Raw genomic sequence first — 18,903 nt, 5'->3', positions numbered from 1 at the left:
AAAGAAAACTCTAGTGGCTGACCGGCAAGATGGTGATCATGTCCGTGCCAGGGTGCTCAATCGTGACCGAGCCTGTCGTGGTACTACGCGCTTGCTCGCGATACATGGAAGGAATATGACTGCGTTTGATCACTTGCTGGAAACGCCCCTGGGCATCAAATTGAAGCCACAGTTCCTGTCGAAAATAGACCGCATCCGTTGCCAGGGTTGTGCCCTGGAACCACACGGCCATTTCACTGCCATCGAGCTGTCGGTAGACCTGATGAGGACGACCTTGCAAGGACAGCTCGGCATCGGCACGAGTACTTTGGCCCAGGATCAGATCATTCAACCCCGAGGCCTTGAAGGAGGAACCCTGGGTGGCACACGCAGCCAGGGTAAGCAAGCACAAGCCTATCAGCGTCTTACGTCCCAGCCCGACCCAGGTACTCAGTCGGGTGCAAGACATTAAAACTCCTCCCAATCATCATCCGAAGCAGCGCTGCTGCTTTTGCTCAGGTCCGGGCGCAGCAGGCGCTGGCTATCGTCCTGGGCAGCGGTAGCCTTGGCGGCCGGTGCAGCCTTGGCAGGCGCCGACAAGCCTTTGGTGGCGGGGCTGGCTTTGGTGGCCGCGGCACTGCCATTCAAGGCGGAGCTGCGCCGGTGTTCTGTTTCAGAGGAGGCAGCGGCCACACTGCGACGGTTGGCCACACGGCGCGCGCTGACGTCAATGACTTCCGTACCGGGCGAACGGAAGAACGCGATGGCCTGGTTGACCTTGGTCACCTGCTCGCTCAGGCCAGAGGATGCCAGAGCGGCCTGCTCCACCAGACGGGCGTTGTACTGCGTTGTTTCATCCATTTGCGAGACTGCGCGATTCACCTGATCAATCCCGGAGGACTGTTCAATCGTGGCAGCGGTAATCTCACCCATGATGTCGGTCACGCGACGCACGGAATCCACAATTTCCTGCATGGTGGCGCCGGCACGCTCCACTTGCGAGGAACCTTCCGTCACTTTGCGCACCGAGTCTTCGATCAAGGCGGTAATTTCACGCGCGGCCTGGGCACTGCGCTGAGCCAGGGCTCGCACCTCAGCGGCCACCACCGCAAAACCCTTGCCCTGTTCCCCTGCGCGAGCGGCTTCCACAGCCGCGTTCAAAGCCAGAATATTGGTCTGGAACGCAATGCTGTCGATCACGCCCACAATGTCGGAAATCTTGTTGGAGCTGGCCGAAATGCCTTGCATGGTTGCAACCACTTCATTGACGGCACTACCACCACGATGAGCCACATCCGATGCCGTGGCGGCCAACTGGTTGGCTTGCTGGGCGTTGTCCGCGTTCTGACGAACAGTGCCGGCCAACTGCTCCATGCTGGCAGCGGTCTGCTGCAAGGAAGCAGCCTGCTCTTCGGTACGGCTGCTGATATTGGTATTGCCCTGGGCAATTTCCTGCGCACCGGCATGGATCTCTTCCAGGCCCAGACGTACCGTCGTGGTGGTCTTGACCAGGGATTCCTGCATGCGGCCCAGCGACTCGAACAGATCACCGATTTCATTGGCGGTCAGCACGCGAATACGTTGAGTCAGATCGCCTTTGGCAATTGCATCAAAGTACGCAGCAAAGTCGCCCAAGGGACGCACCACACGGCGGAAGAAGTAGCTGATCGCGGCCAGGCCCAGCAGCACGGCCAGCACCAGCACAACGGTCAGGACGATATTGAACGTGCTCTGCTGCTCTTGCAGGGTGCGCAAGACTTTGTCGCCCGAACCCAGGGCCAGCAGGCCATGAAAGTAATACAGCGCCCAACCTGCCATGGCCACTGTCAATGCCATCAGAGCAGCAATACAAAAGGTCATACCGACCTTTAGACTCAAATTCTTAAAAAGCATAGAAGATTCCCGCACGTGGTGCTTGACTGCCGGTTTAAGGAAAAACCACCCAAAAAAGGAACGCAGGCTTAGCGATTCATATTGAACAAGCTCATGCTCTGAATCGTCTGGAACGCCATGGCCGACATTTCCAGCGCGGCCTTACGCAACTCCAGATCGGTGGAAGCCTGAAAAATATTCAGATCCTCCAGACGCGAGAGTTCATTGGTGTAGTTCAAAGCACGAGCCGCGCTGTTGGCGCTCAAGGCATCAATCTCGTTCATGCGCGTACCCACCGAGGAAATCACGGTCTGCACGTTATCGAAGTTTTCCCCGATACGTTGCATGGCCGAGTTCATCGCGTTGCGGAACTCTGCCTGCCCAGCGGGATCGCCACTGACCGGCTTGCGCAGGGCCTCAACCACCGATTGCAAGGTGTTGAACATGTTCATGTCTGCCGAGCTGGTGCTGTCTACCGAGCTGACCTCGAAGCTGTCACCGACGGCAGGCTTGCCTTCGATCTGGACGCTGACGCCACCGGGCAAATTAATGCGTTGACGCTCGTTCTCGTCCAGTACGCCTTGGCTGACAACCGCGCCATTCACTTCGATGTCGTACTCGGTTTCCGAAGTAAAGCGGATGGTGTAATTGGCTTCGGCACCAGCCAGCGAGGAGTTGCCATTAGGCGCACTGACTACAGCCGAGCCCGTATTGGCATTGGCCTGGGTGAAATAGGCGGTCGAGCCGGGATTGGCGCGCTCGAAAATGGTGCGGCCATGATCGGCCGAATCCATTTGACGGGTTTGCTCCACCTGAATATTGCGGCTGTTGGTGTCGCCCGTGTAGCTGAAGGTATTGCCCGTACGCTCGAAGGCCTGTGTCGTGCCCTTGGCACCGGAGAACAGGTATTGCCCCGAACCATCCTTGGTATTGGCAAAGCCAAACAGAGTATCCAGCGCACTTTCCACCACCGTGGCCAAGGTGCTGCGATCCGCGTCGGACATGGTGCCGGTAGAGGCTTCCACCAGACGGGTCTGCACGCCTTGCAACTGCAGGTTGACGGCATTGAGCAGGTTTTCTTCCTCCCCCAGGGCACGCATGGCCACTTCACGGTTTTCACCGTAACGCTTGTCCATGGCCTGGGACTGGGCCAGATTAATGGTCTGGGCCGAGGCCAGCGGATCATCCGATGGGGTGATCATGCGCTTTTGCGAGCCCATTTGCTGAAAAACCCGCATCAGATCGGACTGCTGCTTGTTGATCGAAGTCAGGCCCGTCTGAAAGAAAAGAGAAGAACTGATACGCATAGCAAGGTTCCAATTTCAAGACTAAAGAGCCGTACTCAACTACGCAGGCCTAAAAGGGTGTCAAACATCTGGGAGCTGACGTCAATCAGACGGGCAGCGGCCTGATACTGCTCCTGATAACGCTGGAGCATGATGTATTCCTCGTCCTTGTTCACGCCGGACAAGGTTTGCTGAGCGGCATAGTTTTGCTCGATCAGCTTTAACTGGGCTTTGGCCGCCGTGCCGTTTTGCTGCGTTTGCACCGCAATACGGTTCACGATCTGACCAAAAGAATCGTTCAGGCTCAAGGAGCCGTCGGCCAGCACCTTGCTATTGCGCAAGTCCGCCAGTTTCTGGGCGATGGCACCGTTAGCCGAGCCGGTGTCTTTATCAGCGGCAGCAATATCCTGTGGGCGCTTGATCTCCACCTGCAAGCTGCTGCCTGCATTGACGGTGGGCTGCAGCAACCAGGAGTCGCCATCCTGAGATTGGGTCTTCAAGCCGGAGACATCAATTTCCAGACCATCCACCCGGGTAATGCCACCGTTCTTGTCCGGACCGTTCAAGGGGGTAACGTCGTTGCTGCTCAAGTTACGCAGCTGGAAACGACCATCCACGCGCTCGATGCGGTAGTTGTCGCCCGTCAGCTTGTCGACTGGCTGGGTGTAGCCCTTGCTGGGATCAGCCGGATCAACAGGGTCTTTGTAGAAAGACACACCAGGCACACCGCTGCTGACCGGGTTATTGCCATTGGCAATCACTTTCGGGCCGCTGACGCTGAACATGTCTTTGCCCGCCTCACCCTTCAGGTCCACACCTTGACGGTGAATATCGTTCACCGTGTGAGCCAGACCCACAGCCAAGCGACCCAGCGCATTGATAGCCGGTTCCAGGCTTTCCTGACGGAACTGCAACAAGCCCCCCAAGGTGCCGCCTTTAATGGTGCCCTCGCGGAACTCGGACACCACCATCTTGCCGTCCACATTCAGTGCGGAGGTAAAGCCGACCACCATACGCTCGGGGTTTTCAGCCGAACGCACGGCGTGCAAGGGGTAAATACTCTCGCCACCCAGCAGCATCTGGCCGCCAGCGGTGGTGATGCTCATCCGTCCATCCTGCTCGACGGTACGCACATCAATCAGCTGACCCAGCTCGGACACCAGCTGTTCGCGCTGGTCCAGCAAATCATTGGGTTCGTGACCGGGCGTGGTGCCTTTGGCAGCAACGATCTGTTTGTTGACGTTATCAATCCGTTCCAGATAGCTGTTGATCTGGGTAACGGTGGTACCGACCTGGGTATTGATGTTCTCGTTGACGCGGTTCATGTAGGATGTCGCGTCACGAATCTGGGTAGCCAGGCTTTCTGCACGGCCCAGCAGTTCCTGGCGAGCCGAAGGATCCGCAGGTTGCGATGCCACGGCTTCCAGACCATTGAAAAAGTTTTGCAAGGCGGGGCTGACGCCGACCGTGCGGTCCGAAAACAGATTGTCCAGCTGGGCAATTTCCGTACCGTAGCTAACCAGAGCCGCACCGGTAGTTTGCGAGCGCACCAACTGCTGATACAGAAAGTTGTCGTAGGAGCGCTGAACGGTAACCACCTGCACGCCACGGCCGTAATAGCCATTGCCGCTTCCTACCGAGCCAGCCGTCTCAACCAGGACCGATTGGCGGTTATAGCCAGCGGTATCGATATTATTAATATTGTGGCCCGTCACCTGCATGCGCTTTTGAGCGGCAAACAAGCCGGTAATACCAAGGTTGGCGAGATTCATATCAAATCCTTTCTGTCCTGCCCGGCCCGTAGTGTCCAAGGCGAAAAATGAACATGCTGCTTTTTAACGACCACCTTGGTGCAATATTTAGACCTGTATCAATAATTAAGACTTGCCGCCATCAAAGTAGGCCATGATGGAGATCAGCTTTTTGGCGTAGGAGGGGTCGGTGGCGTAGCCCGCTTCCTGAATGCGTTGCGCCGCTTCTTGAGGCGAAGCCGCTTGTTTTACGCTTTCATAGCGTTTGTTATTACCGATCAGGCGCGCGTAGTCCGCAAACGACTCGGCATAGGAGTCATACGCACGGAAGGTCTGCGTCATTTTGCGCGCCACGCCGTTCTGATACTCCGTCGTCATGACGTCCACCGTTTTGCCCTTCCAGGACGGCGTAGCCTTGATACCAAACAGGTTATGGCTGGTGGAGCCATCTGCGTGCATGATTTCACGCTTGCCCCAGCCCGACTCCAGCGCTGCCTGGCTCAAGATCAGTTGGGCCGGGACGCCACTGTCCTCGGCAGCCACTTTGGCGGCCGTGTTCATGCGGTCCACAAACTGGCGAATATGATTGGGCGCGCCCTGAATCGACGAGTACACACGCTGCACCGTATTGTTATTGCTGAGCTTGTCGATCAGCTCGGCAATCGATGCTGCATCAATGGAACGGTCATTAGGCATGCGCGAACGCAAATCCGCCCGACGCGAAGGGGCCGCTTCCGGATCATGGGACGCGACACCAAATGGCTCGCTGTTCTGCCCGCTCATCTGGGCCTGCAAGGCTTTGGCCAAACCAATGCCGGGGTCAGCCAACTGCATGGCCAATTGCTCATCACCCAGACTTTGCGCCATGCGCACCGACTGCGTATCAAACAGGCCGCCTTCGGGATTGGCAGCCCGTGCCTGCTTCAAAATATTTTGAATGAACAGGGACTCGAACTGACGCGCCACTTGCAGCTGGGTGGCCTGATTCTGACCGTCCTGCCCGGCTTGCCGACGCAGCTGGGCCAGCTGCTGGGGGTCAAACATCGAAACCTGCGTTCCCGTGCCCGGACGTGGGAAGTACTGCACCGTCATTAGATGATCTCCAAATCGGCCCGCAAAGCGCCCGCGCTTTTCAGGTTCTGCAAGATGGACAACAAGTCTTGAGGGGTGGCACCCAAAGCGTTCAAAGCGCGCACCACATCGGCCAGATTGGCACTGGTCTTTACGCGTTGCAGGGAGCCGCTATCACTGCGCATTTCAATCTGGGTGCTGTCAGCCACTACGGTCTGACCACCACCAAAAGGAGTATCCGGCTGGCTGACCTGCGGTTGACGGCTGATGACCACGGACAGATTGCCGTAGGCAATGGCGGCTTCATCAATCGTGACCGTGCGGTTCATGACCACCGAACCCGTACGAGCATTGATCACCACGCGGGCACGTGCCGGTGGCAGATTCACTTGCAGGTTTTCAACATGCGAAATAAAGGCGGTTTGAGCCTGGGGGTCCAAGGGACCGCGCACCTGAATCAAGCGACCATCCAGCGCTGTTGCGGTCGAAGGACCAAACTGCTTGTTCAGGGCCGCCACCACGTTCTGGGCTGTACCGAAATCCGAGGAATTCATTTCCAGATTGATCACGCCATCCCGAGCGTAAGTCGTGGGTACGCTTTGCTCGACCGTTGCGCCGCCTGGAATGGTGCCGCCATTGAGCTGGTTGACCTGTACGCTGGAACCACCTGCTTCGGCCCCTGCCCCACCCACCAGCAAGTTGCCTTGGGCAATGGCATAGACCTGACCGTTCGCACCTTTCAAGGGCGTCATCAACAAGGTCCCGCCACGCAAACTCTTGGCATTACCCATGGAGGACACGACCACATCCACGGCCTGACCAGGACGGGCAAAGGCTGGCAGACGAGCCGTCACCATGACAGCCGCCACGTTCTTGAGCTGCATATTGCTGCCCTGGGGAATGGTCACCCCCAACTGGGACAGCATATTGGTCAAGCTTTGCTGAGTGAAGGGAGCCTGACGCACCTGGTCACCGCTGCCATCCAGGCCCACGACCAGACCGTAGCCGATCAGCGGGTTGTCTCGCACGCCCTGAATGGATGCCAGATCCTTGATACGCTCGGCCTGGCTGACCGGAGCCAGCAACAGGCCCGCAGCCAACATGGCGGCTTGCAGCACTTGGCGACAAGAAGAAAAACGAGTACGACTCATGGAAAACGCCATAGCAAGCAAAAGGCTCAGAACGGAGAAATATTCAGGAAAAAACGCTGTAGCCAACCCATGGTCTGGACTTCGTCCATAACCCCTTTGCTACGAAACTCGATACGGGCATCGGCCACCTGGGTGGAAGACACCGTATTACTGCCAGTAATGGAGCGTGGGTCCACCACACCAGAAAAGCGGATGTGCTCGCTGCCACGGTTAATGGCGATCTGCTTCTCACCGGCCACCTGCAAATTGCCGTTAGGCAAAACGCCGACCACGGTCGTCGTCAAGGTGCCGCTAAAGGTATTGTCGGCACGGCTGGAACCTTTGCCCTGAGCCTTGTTCGAGCCACTGACTTCAAAGTTCTGCTTGCTGCCCACCTCGTTAGGCAGGAAGGCTGGAACGCCGGTAAAGTCCAGGCCACCGCTTCCGGTCCGATCCGTATTGGTCGAAACATTCTTGGCCGCGTTGGTCCGCTCCTGGATCATGATCGTGACAATGTCGCCCACATTACGTGGCCGTCTGTCTTCAAATAGCGGATAGTTACCGTAAGCTGAGGGCTGGTAGATGGAGCCATTAGCCACCACGGCGGCAGGCACCGCCGGTGGCGGGGCCGCCGTCAGGGGGCCGGTTACCACATCTTCAGGGGGCACCAGCGCACAACCGGACAGGGCTACAAGCGCACACAAGGCAAGACGGCTCATCAGAGCTTGGAACATTGTCACGATCTCTTTAGATTTACAGCTGTGTCAGGCGAGCCAGCATCTGGTCAGCCGTGGAAACGGCCTTGCTGTTGATTTCGTAAGCACGCTGAGCAGTGATCATATTGACCAGCTCCTCGGCCACGTTGACGTTGGAGGTTTCGTTGTACTTGTGCATGACCAGACCAGCACCGTCCATGCCAGGCTGCAGGAAATTGGCGGCACCCGAGGCATCGGTTTCGATGTACAAGTTCTCACCCATGCTTTGCAAACCAGCTGGATTAACAAAGGTGCTCAGTTGCAGCTGTCCCACCTCTACGCTAGTGCCAGCAGCCCCAGGCTGAGTCACCGACACCGTACCATCCGGGGCAATCGTCAACTCCAACGCGTTATCCGGGATATTGATAGGTGGCTGAATAGGGTAACCACCAGCGGTCGTTAACTGCCCATTCTGGTCGCGTTGCAAACTACCATCACGCGTATAGGCAAAGGTGCCATCGGGCATTTCCACTTGCAGGAAACCGCTGCCCCGAATAGCTATATCCATGTTGTGGCCAGTGTGTTTCATATCACCTTGGGTATGGATACGCGCGGTTGCCACAGTACGCACACCGGTCCCTACCTGCAGGCCAGTGGGCAGTTGGTTGGCAGCTCCCACCTGAGCGCCAGGCTGACGAATGGTTTGGTACATCAAGTCTTCAAACATAGCGCGGGTACGTTTGAAGCCGGTGGTATTCACGTTGGCCAAGTTATTGGAGATAACGTCCATATTGGTCTGCTGGGCTTCCAGACCGGTCTTGGCAATCCACAGAGAGCGAATCATGTGTGTGTAATCCTTGCAGCTAGCGCCTGCGCAATCAGCGCGGCTTAGCCATTAAAAGAAAGTAGGGAGTTGGCCCGATCTTCGCGTGCGCTGGCGTCCTGGATGACCTTCATCTGGGTTTCAAAGCGGCGCGCATTGGCAATCATGGCCACCATCGCTTCAGCCGGGTTCACATTGCTTTTCTCGATAAAGCCCGAAACCATGCGGACCGACGGATCAGCCGGGGCCGGCGCGCCATTGCTCATGCGAAACAAACCATCCTGCCCCCGCAACAAATCAGCAGAAGGGGGATTGACCATCTTCAATTGCCCCATCACCTGGATATCGCGTGGGTTGTCACCCGCACCCAGCGCGGTCAACTGACCGTCGCTGGAGAACGTGATCGATCCGCGATCCGGGATTTCAATGACCTGCCCATCGGCGCTGAGCACGGGCAAGCCACCTTGTGTCACCAGCTGGTTCTGGGCATTGACCACCAGATCGCCTGCCCGCGTATAGGCTTCCTGACCATCCAGCGCACGAACGGCAAACCAGCCCTCGCCCGCAATGGCCACATCCAGCGCATTGCCGGTCTCGGCCATGGCGCCAGGTTGAAAACGGCTGCCTGGCGTCACTGTGGCCGTGCCTACGCGGGTTTGCGAACCCACATCGCTTGTGACGGGCACGGAACGGTAATACGCCAGCTGCTGGCGAAAACCGGACGTGTTCACGTTGGCCAGGTTGTTGGTAATGACGTCTTGTTGCTCCAGCGTGCGCTGGGCGCCATTCATGGCGGTGTAAATCAGGCGATCCATGACAGCTCTTAACGCAGGTTGACCAGGGTTTGCAGAACCTGATCCTGCGTCTTGATGGTCTGGGCATTCGCCTGGTAGGTACGCTGGGCAATAATCATATTGACCAGTTCCTGACCCATATCCACGTTGGAATCTTCCACCGCCTGACCCTTGATCGTGGCCAAGCCGTTCTCGCCGGGACGACCCAGGATAGGCTGGCCCGATGCGCCGGTTTCAGCCCAGGCGTTACCGCCTACAGGGCTCAGACCTTGCAGGTTGCTGAAGTCAGCCAGAACAAGGGAACCCAGACGCTGCGTTACACCGTTGGTGTAGGAGGCAATCATGGTGCCGTCCTTGTCGATGCTCATGCCAGCGTACTCACCCGTGGCGTAACCATCCTGGTAAGGCTTGCCCTTGGCAAACTCGCCACCGAACTGGGTGGTGCCGGTGTAACGCACATCAAACACCAGATCATCCGCTGGCGACGCATTGCCGCCCGGATTGGCCAGGGTCAGATTGACGGTAGCCGGATTGGGGCTGGTCATCACGCCTGAACCATTAAAGGTCAAGGTCGCGCTGGCAGGCGACAAGGGCGTGCTGCCTTCCATGTAATACACGTCCCACACACTCTCACCGGCCGCATTGGCGGGGCGCTTGACGAAGTATTGGGAAACCTCATGGCTGTTACCCAGCGAATCGTAGACGGAGTAGCTGAATGCGTTGCTGTAAGTCGTGGGATCTTTGGGATCAAACACATTGACCGCAACGGTTTCCATGTCTGGTTCCATCACGGGTTCCATGACGGGGTTACCGCTTCCGTCCAGAACAGGATCACCGTTGGCGTCCAGCTTGGGAGTCATTTCAGGATTACCGTTGGCATCCAGTTTGGGCTTGAATACCAGATCACCGTTGGCATCAACTTTTTGCTGTGTTTTGGTCGTTGGAATTGCTTCGGCACCGCCGGGCAGGTTGGGCTTGAAATCCAGGGCTGTCGTGGCTTTGGGAGGCACGTTGGCCGAAGGCACTTGCAAGCGCTCCAGCTGGCTACCACCTGGGCCGTAACCGGTCAGGTAATGACCTTGGGCATTAACCAGATAGCCCGCCTTGTCCGGATAGAACTGGCCATTGCGCGAGAACAGGACAGCGCCGTTACTTTGCTCCAGGCGGAACAAACCGTTTGCACCGTCAATCGCCATGTCGAACTGGTTACCCGAGTTGCTGACGTTACCCACCGAGAAACGCTGGCTGACCCGCGATACCTGCACACCCAGACCGATGCGCGAGTTGGCATACACGTCCGCAAACTGCACGGTCGAGGCCTTGTAGCCCACCGTGCCCGAGTTGGCGATGTTATTACCAATAGAATCCAGGTTTTGGGAGGCGGCGTTCAAGCCACTCAATCCTTGTCCGAAGCTCATGAACTTTCCTTTTAATGTCGTGTTGGCCCAGCCCGCTGTTGGGGCAAGCGGCGCTTACATGATTTTGCGTATATCCAGCAGGGAGAACGAACCCGCCAGGCCAAGGTCCAGCATCAAACCGCTGGAGGTGTAAGCCACGCTATCGACCTTGCCATGCGTCAATGGGCTGGCTGTGACGGCCGTGCCGTCATTACTGGCCAAGACACTGACGGTGTACGAACCGTCGGCCAGCGGTGAACCATCGTTATCCAGGCCGTCCCACTCCAGCGAGTACACGCCCGCGTCTTTGGCGCCCAGATCGTATTCACGAACCACTTTGCCGCTGCTGTCCTTGATCTGAACCACGGTCGAAGTCGCTCCGCTGACCAGATCAATGCCGTAGGGCATGGCCACTTTTTCGCCATCCTGGCTGGTCCCCAGAGACACTTTCGAGCCCGGCACCAGCACTTGCTTGCCAATCAGATTGGCGGCCTGCATGGACTGGCTGACGTCCATTTGCCCGGCCACAGCCAGCAAGGTGTTATTCAATTGCTGAATCCCCGCCACCGTGGACATTTGCGCCATCTGGGTCGTGACCTGGGCGTTATCCATGGGGTTGAGCGGGTCCTGATTACGCAGCTGCGTAATCAGCATGGTCAGAAAGCGATCTTCCGTTTCCGCCATGGCGCTTTTGTTGCGGGCATCCACACCAGCCATGGTCCCTGCAGTGGGGTCCAGGGCGGTGCGATCATTATTGACTGTGCTCATGTTCTATCTTCCGTAAACCGGCTTACTGACCAATGGTCAAGGTGCGCAACATCAGATTCTTGGAGGTGTTCACCACTTCCACATTGGCCTGATAGGAGCGCGACGCAGCCAGCATATTGACGGTCTCGGCCACCACATCCACATTGGGCAGAGTCACATAGCCTTGTTCGTCGGCGTAGGGATTGCCGGGGTCATATTGCAGACGGCCGGGCGCATCACTTTCCTGCACACCCACCACTTGCACGCCACCCACGGGGCTGTTGCCCTGAGGAGTCATTTGAAACACCACTTGGCGGGCCTTGTAGGGCTGGCCATCGGGTCCAACCACGCTATCGGCGTTAGCCAGGTTGCTGGCCGACACGTTCAAGCGCTGCGATTGTGCCGTCAGAGCAGAACCGGCAATCTGGAAAATACTGAAACTGGACATGAAGACTCGCTATTACTGTTGCAAGGCCGCCATCAAGCCTTTCAAGCGCTGGGAAGCCAGGTTGATCGTGCTTTGATAGTGCAAGGTGTTATCGGCAAATTGCATGCGCTCCACATCCATCTCGACCGTGTTGCCGTCCAGAGAAGGTTGTACAGGAACGCGATAGAGCAACTCGTCCGTGCTGGGTGGACGGGTTGCCTGGGCGGGAATATGACGGGTCGAGGTCAAGGACAAACTGGTATTGGGCAATGCCATCTGGCCCTGCCCCCCTAAAGCGGCCTTCAAGGTGGCCGTAAAGTCCATATCCCTGGCCTTGTAGTTAGGCGTGTCGGCATTGGCAATATTGGAGGCCAGCACCTCCTGGCGCTCCTGGCGCACAGCCAGGGCCGTCTGGTAAAACTTCAGGTGCTCACCGATGCGATCAATCATGGAGTCAAGCCAATATTCTGTGTTCAAGTTTGAGATCCAGGTGAACGCGCGCACGCCTTTTCACCGCCATAACAGAATGGTAGCCAGAGGCACTGCTTCACAAATCAGGGAACAAAACGCAATTTATCGGCCAGTTCAGCTCTTGACCTGGCGACTGAGTCCGTAAAATTCAGTCATGACCTTATATAGACTCCTGATCTGCGTATGCCTGTTCGCCCTGGGTGCAACAGCGAACGTGCGCGCTCAAGAGAGCGTTCAGGCGCTGAGCGTGCAAGCCATGCAGGACCAGGCGCAGGACTATCTGCTCAAGCTGGCGCAGATGTATCCCGGTATCGCCACGATCACCCTGGATAGCGCGCGTCTGAACGCCATGCCTGCCTGCACCCAGAACCAGATATTTCTGCCCAGCGGTCAACGCCTGCGATCGCGCATGAGTGTTGGCGTGCGCTGCCTGAGCCCACAAAGCTGGAGCACCTCCATCAGCGCCACCTTGTCTATTCAGGGACACTATTACGTCACCAACCGCCGCATCAATCCGGGCGAGACCATTCATCAGGACGATCTGCTCGAGCGCGAGGGGGATTTGCTGGCTCTGGCCAATGGCGTGGTCCTTGATCCCAATCAGATCATTGGGTATGTCGCCAGCCAGCGTATTCCTTTGGGCAATGCGATACGGGCTTCGGCTCTGCGCGACCCGCAGTCGGTAACACGCGGCCAGATGGTGCGCACCATTGCGCGCGGTATGGGTTTTGTAGCGACCGGCGAGGGCCAGGCGCTGCAAAGCGGCTCACCAGGCACCCAGATTCAGATCAAGGCCAGTTCGGGGCAAGTGATTTCCGCCACGGTACTGGATGCATCCACGGTTCAGGTCGTTCTCTAAACTAAATCGGATGAGCATGCTAAAGTTTGCGTCCAGAGCGCCGTTACAAGATCAACGCAAAGAACAGGCCGCACGGAGAAACACGTGAAGATCAGCCCCTCCCCCCTCAAGACACCCCTTGCTGAAACGTCTGCCGCAGAACGCAGCACGGCATCCCCTCGTGCGCGCCACGCGTACAACAACAGCAGCAGCACCAACGAAGTGGACTTCAGCGCTGCAGCCCGCCAGCTCAATTCCCTGCAAGACAGCAGTGCCGATGTCGACATGAAAAAAGTCGAGGCCTTGCGCGAGGCCATTGCAGCCGGCGAGCTCAAAATTGACACCAGTCGGATCGCCGACTCCCTGATTGCCTCTGTGCGCGATCTTCTCAAGTAACTCACCTGAAACGGCCATGTCTTTGCAAACCTGTCTTGCCGATCAACGCCAAACCCTGCTGGACTTCGAGCAGCTACTGGCAGAAGAAAACACCCTGCTGCTGCGCAGCTTCGAGCCACAAGAACTGGCCCAGATCACCCTGCGCAAATATCAGCTGGTTGAACGTATCGAGCAACAGGACCAGGCTCGCGCCCAGCTCCTGCAAGAGCGCGAACTGGAAAACAACATCCAGGGCCTGCGCTACGCCGCCGAAGAAGACGAACTGGAACACGAGCTGGACCAACTGATCGAACTGAGCGAAAAAGTACGCAACGCCAGCGACAACAACCGCATTCTGGTGGATACCTTTTTGGTCGACACCCAGCAAAACCTGGACGCCCTGGAAGCCTTCACTGGCCGAAATACCTTTTACGACGCGTCCGGGAAAACACAGAATACGCAGTCGTCCTTGAGTTTGAAGGTTTAGAACCGAGCAGACGCCAGTAGCGTTATGCTGGAGATTGAAAGCGCCAACTATTTAGGTGGCGCTTTTTTTGTCTGATCAAAGGCTATTGATAATTCGTCTGCAGAACCGAACCACAAACCTGAGCCGCTCACAGCGAGAAACTCACAACAAATACGATGTATTTGGCGAATACACGATATTTTTTGTAATCTCCAATTCGGGATGCCCTGCCATTCAGAAACTGACAAAACCACAAACCAAATCCCGCTCTGACAGATATAAAAAAAGCCTGCCACACGGCGGGCTTTTTCAATCTTGCTGAATTTAGCTCATCGCTTCCTTCAACACCAGCATCTTCACCAGCGCATCAACCGCGTGGCTGGACTTCAGCCCCGGTTTGCCCAGCAAGCGTGCGCTGAGTTGTCGCACACCCAAATTGTCCGGTGCCTGCAGCAAATCCCAGGCGGCCAGCGTCAATTGGGCGGCGGCCAGCAAGTTGAGTTCTTCTTCAAACTCGGAATTGCTGGTAGGCAAAATGCCACGCACAGTGCTTAGCAAGCGCGCCATTTCCTGCACTTCGCTACGCAGCATCATGTAGCAGGCCAGACTGGCCGGGGCGATGGCGTCGGAGCCTGCGCGTTGGTGCATCAAGGCAAAACGGGTTTTCAACACTTTGCCGTCGTGACGACGCACGGTGCGCAGGATGATCAGGTCCAGATGCACAGGCTCGGCATTGCGTTGTCGCAACTGCACCGGCTCGACGGCGTACCACAGGGCGATTTCACCCTGCTTGGCGCGGCCCAACGTTTCCAGATGCAAGCGTGCTGCCAGATCGGGAATCGCGTGGAATGCCAGCTGTTTGCCAAGGGCATTAGGCGTGGTCTTGCCGTCCTTGTGCCACAAGGAAGTCGCACCCGGAATCAGGGCCAGCCAGTCGGCTTCCATATCGGCCCATTGACGCCACATGGTGGGCGAACCACCTTCAAAAATATGCAGCAAGTTTACCGGTTGGGCCTGGACATTCAAGACCTGCATGGCCTGGTTCAGTGCCTGTGTCGGGCCCGGCCGTTCCATGCTGCGCACGCCCCGTACATCCGACCATTGGGAGGGCGTTTGGCGTTGATAATACGGCACGCTCAAGGCCTGCCCCTTAGGACTGAACAGGAAACTGAACGAGCATTGCTCCTGACTACCGGCAAGCTGATGATCGGCATGGATCACCAGCAAGCGGGACACATTGCCCTCACTGACTTCCTGACACGCGGCACGCATCAGGCCTTCGGCACGCTGTGCCGCCGCCCCATCCTGAACAGGGGCATTGTGGGCATGCAGATCGCGCCAGAAATCGTAGGCTTCCGCGCAGGCCAGACGCTCGTCCAGGTCGGCGGCTGCACGACGGGCCTGCTCCAGGGCGATAGGGCCACCCGCAGAGGCAGCCGACAACAAACGCGGCAAGACACGCGCACGGCGTTCTTCTTCAGCCTGTTGCTCCTGGGCGGACTGGCCACCGCTTTCCAGCAAGGCAGCCAGATCACCGGAACTGGGCGCGTACAAGGGGCGCTGGCTCTCGCGCACCTGCAAGGCAGAGTCGACCAGTTCGGCGGCACTCATGAAACGCAAATCCTCGGGCACTTTCTGGCCGTTGGACACATAATGAATAGGCAGCTTGAAGCGAATGGCCGTATCCAGCGGCCCACCCAGCTTGATCGCCTCGTCCACTTTGGAGATGATGCAGCCACTTAGCGGTGTGCCACCATCTTGCGTATAGCTGCGGGCGACCTCATCCAAGGTATCGCCCTGGCTGGCGGCGTTCAGGACCAGCAAGCGTTGCACCCGGCGTCCGGCACTGGCCAGCAATGCAGCCTGTTCTCGCACATAACGGTCGCGCTGACTGATGCCCATATTGTCGATCAGGATCACCTGATCTGGCCGCACACCCAGCATCACGCTACGCAGTTGCGCCACGTCCTGAACAATATGCACGGCTACCCGCATCAGGTCGCCATAAATTTTCAGTTGCTCGTGCGCACCGATCCGATAGGTGTCAGTCGTCAGCAGAACGACCTTATCGGGACCAAAACGGCGCACAGCACGCGCAGCCAGTTTGGCCAGCGTGGTGGTCTTGCCCACACCCGTAGGGCCCACCAGAGCCAAGGCCAAGCCGGGCTGCCACAAGGAATCCTCGGAACGCAGCACCGGCAAATGGGTTTCCAGCTCGGTCCGCACCCATTGCAAGGCCGCCCGCGCGCCCAGCTCTTCAGGCAGGCGCTTGAGCATGGCACGCAACAAGGCAGTACTGAAGCCTTGCGATAAAAGACTCTGAAACAGATTGACCGCTACAGGCGAGCGCCGCATCTGGTGACTCCAGACCAGATCGTCCATGCGGCCTTCCAGGGCACCACGCAATGCCCCAATCGCACCCATCACATTGTCGGCAGCGGGCGGTGGTGCCATTTCCTGCTGACGTATCCCCGCGGCTTGATGCGGTGCACTGCTGGGCATGGGCGCACGTTCGGTAGCGCCACCCGGTACCGAGCTGGAATCGGTAGCGAGAATCTCCACCCCGCCATTCACGCGACGGTTGGACACAATCAAGGCATCGGGGCCCAAAGCGATGCGCACCTGGCGCATGGCCTCCCGGCTGGTACTACCAAAAAAGCGACTTATATTCATTCAGACTGACCAATAATGGTGGTGACCCGAAGGATGCGTTCTTCAGGAATTTCAGCGTTGGACAAGACTCCCAGTTGTGGGATGTGGTGACGCAAGAAACGCGACAAGGTGGCCCGCAAAACAGGCGGCACAACCAGCACGGGCGGATCCCCATGTTCCTCCTGGAACTGGGCCGCACGCATGGCATCAGTCAGTACCGACTCGGCCAGTCCTGGTTCCAGTGCACCACTGCTGGTCAGCGCCTGCGTCATGACCCGCTCCAGACGGGCATCCAGACCAATCACATGCAACTCGCCCTCGCCAGGGAACCACTGCTGCACAATAGCGCGCCCCAAGGCCACGCGCAGAACCGCAAGCAATTCGCCTGCCTCCTGGCCGGGTTGAACTGCGCCGGGAGCCAGAATGCGCGGTGCGTGTTCAGCCAGCGTTTCCACAATGCTGCGCATATCGCGAATCGGCACATCTTCAGCCAGCAGACCACGCAAGACCTTGAGCAAGAGGCTGAGGGACAAGGTTTGCGGTACGAAATCTTCGACCAGCTTGGGCGCTTCGCGGCCCACGTGATCCAGCAATTGCTGCACTTCCTGACGGCCCAGCAAATCGGCCCCGTGGCGATGCAGCAAGTGGTTGATATGCGTGGCAATTACCGTGCTGGCATCCACCACGGTGTAGCCCGCAATCTGGGCCTGCTCGCGCATGCTGACATCCACCCAGACGGCGGGCAGGCCAAAGGCTGGGTCCGTAGTAGGTGTGCCGGGCAGCTTCATGGTGACGCCACCGGGATCAATGGCCAGCCACTGCCCTGGCGTGGCGGTGCCCCGGCCAATTTCCACCCCGGCCAACAGGATGCGATAGTCGTTGGGCTTGAGCTCCAGATTGTCCCGAATATGAACCACAGGCGGCAAAAAGCCCACTTCCTGTGCGAACTTTTTACGCAAGCTGCGGATACGATGCAGCAGCTCGCCGTTTTGCGCATGGTCCACCAAAGAGATCAGGCGATAACCCACTTCCAGACCCAGCGGGTCCACCATGGACACATCATTCCAGCTGGCTTCACTGGCGGCAGAATCGGCTGCGGCCAGCACTTCATCATTGGGTTCGCTGGCTTGCTGCTGCTGTTCGAGCTGATGCTTTTGCATCATCCAGGCTCCAGCACCCAATATCGCGGCCAGCAGCAGGAACACCAGATTGGGCATGCCGGGAATCAAACCCATCAAACCCAGAATCCCGGCGGTGATATACAGCACCATGGGATTACGGAAAAGCTGGCTGACCATTTGCTGGCCCACGTCTTCATCCGTCGCCACACGCGACACCACCACACCGGCGGCGGTGGAAATGATCAGGGCAGGAATCTGGGCGACCAGGCCGTCACCAATGGTCAACAAGGTGTAAACGCGACCGGCTTCCGAGAAAGACAAGTCATGCTGCAGGACACCAATAATCAGACCACCAATCACGTTGATGACCATGATCAACAAGCCCGCCACCGCGTCCCCGCGCACGAACTTGCTGGCACCGTCCATGGAGCCGTAGAACTCGGCTTCCTGCGAAACCTCGGTACGGCGACGACGGGCATCGTCTTCGCCAATCAGGCCGGCGTTCAAGTCGGCGTCAATCGCCATCTGCTTGCCCGGCAAGGCGTCCAGGGTAAAGCGTGCCCCCACTTCCGCAATACGACCTGCACCCTTGGTAATCACCACAAAGTTGATGATGACCAGAATCACGAACACGATCAGACCAACGGCAAAGTTACCGCCCACCAGAAAGTGACCAAAAGCCTCAATCACCTGACCGGCAGCGTCCGGGCCTTTGTGGCCGTTCATCAGCACCACTCGCGTCGAGGCCACGTTCAAAGCCAGGCGCAACAAGGTCGCAAACAGCAGCACTGCCGGGAAAGCGGCAAAGTCCAGCGGCTTTTTGGTGAACATGGCCACCAGCAGAATCATGACGGCCAGGGCGATGTTAAAGGTAAACAGCAGGTCCAGCAGAAACGGTGGCAAGGGCAGAATCATCATGGCCATGACCATGAGGATCAGCACCGGACCAGCTAAAAGCCGGGCGTGTTGACCACCGTTTTGTTTCAGTAAGGCAAAAAAATTGTTCAT

At 57.7% G+C, this 18,903-nt stretch carries 18 protein-coding genes; 3 read left to right on the top strand and 15 right to left on the bottom strand.

The window, feature by feature from the left end; genetic code table 11:
* Positions 1 to 10: 10 nt before the first annotated feature.
* From OSH04_RS18515 to flgB, 13 genes are all read right to left on the bottom strand, one after another.
* Positions 11 to 448 (bottom strand): hypothetical protein, encoded by a 438-nt coding sequence (locus tag OSH04_RS18515; protein WP_266109034.1) that lies wholly within the window; start codon positions 446 to 448, stop codon positions 11 to 13.
* The gene (locus OSH04_RS18510; protein ID WP_338150074.1) at positions 448 to 1,815 is read right to left on the bottom strand and encodes a methyl-accepting chemotaxis protein; all 1,368 of its coding nucleotides are present in this window, start codon (positions 1,813 to 1,815) and stop codon (positions 448 to 450) included. The genes OSH04_RS18515 and OSH04_RS18510 overlap by 1 nt, the downstream gene beginning before the upstream one ends.
* Positions 1,816 to 1,940: 125 nt before the next feature.
* Positions 1,941 to 3,158: a flagellar hook-associated protein FlgL gene (gene flgL, locus OSH04_RS18505; RefSeq protein ID WP_266109033.1), complete on the bottom strand. Its 1,218-nt coding sequence runs from the start codon at positions 3,156 to 3,158 to the stop codon at positions 1,941 to 1,943.
* A gap of 35 nt (positions 3,159 to 3,193) precedes the next feature.
* The gene (gene flgK / locus OSH04_RS18500; RefSeq protein WP_009458104.1) at positions 3,194 to 4,909 is read right to left on the bottom strand and encodes a flagellar hook-associated protein FlgK; all 1,716 of its coding nucleotides are present in this window, start codon (positions 4,907 to 4,909) and stop codon (positions 3,194 to 3,196) included.
* Between the two features lie 105 nt (positions 4,910 to 5,014).
* On the bottom strand, positions 5,015 to 5,980 hold the full coding sequence (gene flgJ, locus OSH04_RS18495; RefSeq protein ID WP_266109032.1) for a flagellar assembly peptidoglycan hydrolase FlgJ: 966 nt from the start codon (positions 5,978 to 5,980) through the stop codon (positions 5,015 to 5,017).
* Positions 5,980 to 7,110, bottom strand: a complete 1,131-nt coding sequence (locus OSH04_RS18490; protein WP_026484556.1) for a flagellar basal body P-ring protein FlgI — start codon at positions 7,108 to 7,110, stop codon at positions 5,980 to 5,982. The genes flgJ and OSH04_RS18490 overlap by 1 nt, the downstream gene beginning before the upstream one ends.
* Before the next feature lie 26 nt (positions 7,111 to 7,136).
* A complete protein-coding gene (locus OSH04_RS18485) occupies positions 7,137 to 7,823 on the bottom strand; it encodes a flagellar basal body L-ring protein FlgH (protein WP_009458110.1) in 687 nt (228 codons plus the stop codon).
* 19 nt (positions 7,824 to 7,842) lie between these two features.
* Positions 7,843 to 8,628, bottom strand: a complete 786-nt coding sequence (gene flgG, locus OSH04_RS18480) for a flagellar basal-body rod protein FlgG (protein ID WP_035269048.1) — start codon at positions 8,626 to 8,628, stop codon at positions 7,843 to 7,845.
* Positions 8,629 to 8,672: 44 nt separating this feature from the next.
* On the bottom strand, positions 8,673 to 9,422 hold the full coding sequence (gene flgF, locus OSH04_RS18475) for a flagellar basal-body rod protein FlgF (RefSeq protein ID WP_009458114.1): 750 nt from the start codon (positions 9,420 to 9,422) through the stop codon (positions 8,673 to 8,675).
* Positions 9,423 to 9,430: 8 nt separating this feature from the next.
* Positions 9,431 to 10,819 (bottom strand): flagellar hook protein FlgE, encoded by a 1,389-nt coding sequence (locus tag OSH04_RS18470; protein ID WP_083053889.1) that lies wholly within the window; start codon positions 10,817 to 10,819, stop codon positions 9,431 to 9,433.
* Positions 10,820 to 10,873: 54 nt separating this feature from the next.
* Positions 10,874 to 11,566 (bottom strand): flagellar hook capping FlgD N-terminal domain-containing protein, encoded by a 693-nt coding sequence (locus tag OSH04_RS18465; protein ID WP_035269042.1) that lies wholly within the window; start codon positions 11,564 to 11,566, stop codon positions 10,874 to 10,876.
* 22 nt (positions 11,567 to 11,588) lie between these two features.
* Entirely contained in the window at positions 11,589 to 11,993 is a 405-nt protein-coding gene (flgC, locus tag OSH04_RS18460) for a flagellar basal body rod protein FlgC (RefSeq protein WP_009458120.1), read from the bottom strand.
* Positions 11,994 to 12,005: 12 nt separating this feature from the next.
* A complete protein-coding gene (flgB, locus tag OSH04_RS18455) occupies positions 12,006 to 12,422 on the bottom strand; it encodes a flagellar basal body rod protein FlgB (RefSeq protein WP_115634908.1) in 417 nt (138 codons plus the stop codon).
* A 175-nt stretch (positions 12,423 to 12,597) separates the two neighbouring features.
* On the opposite strand from flgB, the gene flgA reads away from it, so the two are divergent.
* The 3 genes from flgA (at position 12,598) to flgN (ending at position 14,143) form a co-directional block, all read left to right on the top strand.
* On the top strand, positions 12,598 to 13,302 hold the full coding sequence (gene flgA, locus OSH04_RS18450; protein ID WP_266109031.1) for a flagellar basal body P-ring formation chaperone FlgA: 705 nt from the start codon (positions 12,598 to 12,600) through the stop codon (positions 13,300 to 13,302).
* An 84-nt stretch (positions 13,303 to 13,386) separates the two neighbouring features.
* Positions 13,387 to 13,677, top strand: coding sequence for a flagellar biosynthesis anti-sigma factor FlgM (flgM, locus tag OSH04_RS18445; protein WP_035269036.1), 291 nt, complete (start codon positions 13,387 to 13,389; stop codon positions 13,675 to 13,677).
* A 16-nt stretch (positions 13,678 to 13,693) separates the two neighbouring features.
* Positions 13,694 to 14,143, top strand: coding sequence for a flagellar export chaperone FlgN (gene flgN, locus OSH04_RS18440; RefSeq protein ID WP_060186847.1), 450 nt, complete (start codon positions 13,694 to 13,696; stop codon positions 14,141 to 14,143).
* A 303-nt stretch (positions 14,144 to 14,446) separates the two neighbouring features.
* On the opposite strand, the gene flhF is transcribed toward flgN, so the two are convergent.
* Both flhF and flhA read right to left on the bottom strand, forming a co-directional pair.
* Positions 14,447 to 16,795 (bottom strand): flagellar biosynthesis protein FlhF, encoded by a 2,349-nt coding sequence (gene flhF / locus OSH04_RS18435; protein WP_266109030.1) that lies wholly within the window; start codon positions 16,793 to 16,795, stop codon positions 14,447 to 14,449.
* Positions 16,792 to 18,903 carry a flagellar biosynthesis protein FlhA gene (gene flhA, locus OSH04_RS18430; RefSeq protein ID WP_266109029.1) on the bottom strand — a complete coding sequence of 704 codons (2,112 nt, stop codon included), beginning with the start codon at positions 18,901 to 18,903 and terminating at the stop codon, positions 16,792 to 16,794. Before flhA ends, flhF begins: the two co-directional genes overlap by 4 nt.

Origin of the sequence: Alcaligenes nematophilus (assembly GCF_026344155.1) — a bacterium.
GTDB classification, from domain to species: Bacteria; Pseudomonadota; Gammaproteobacteria; order Burkholderiales; family Burkholderiaceae_B; genus Alcaligenes; species Alcaligenes phenolicus.
Note: the sequence above shows the minus strand (reverse complement) of the source record. Positions and strands in the feature narration are given on the sequence as shown.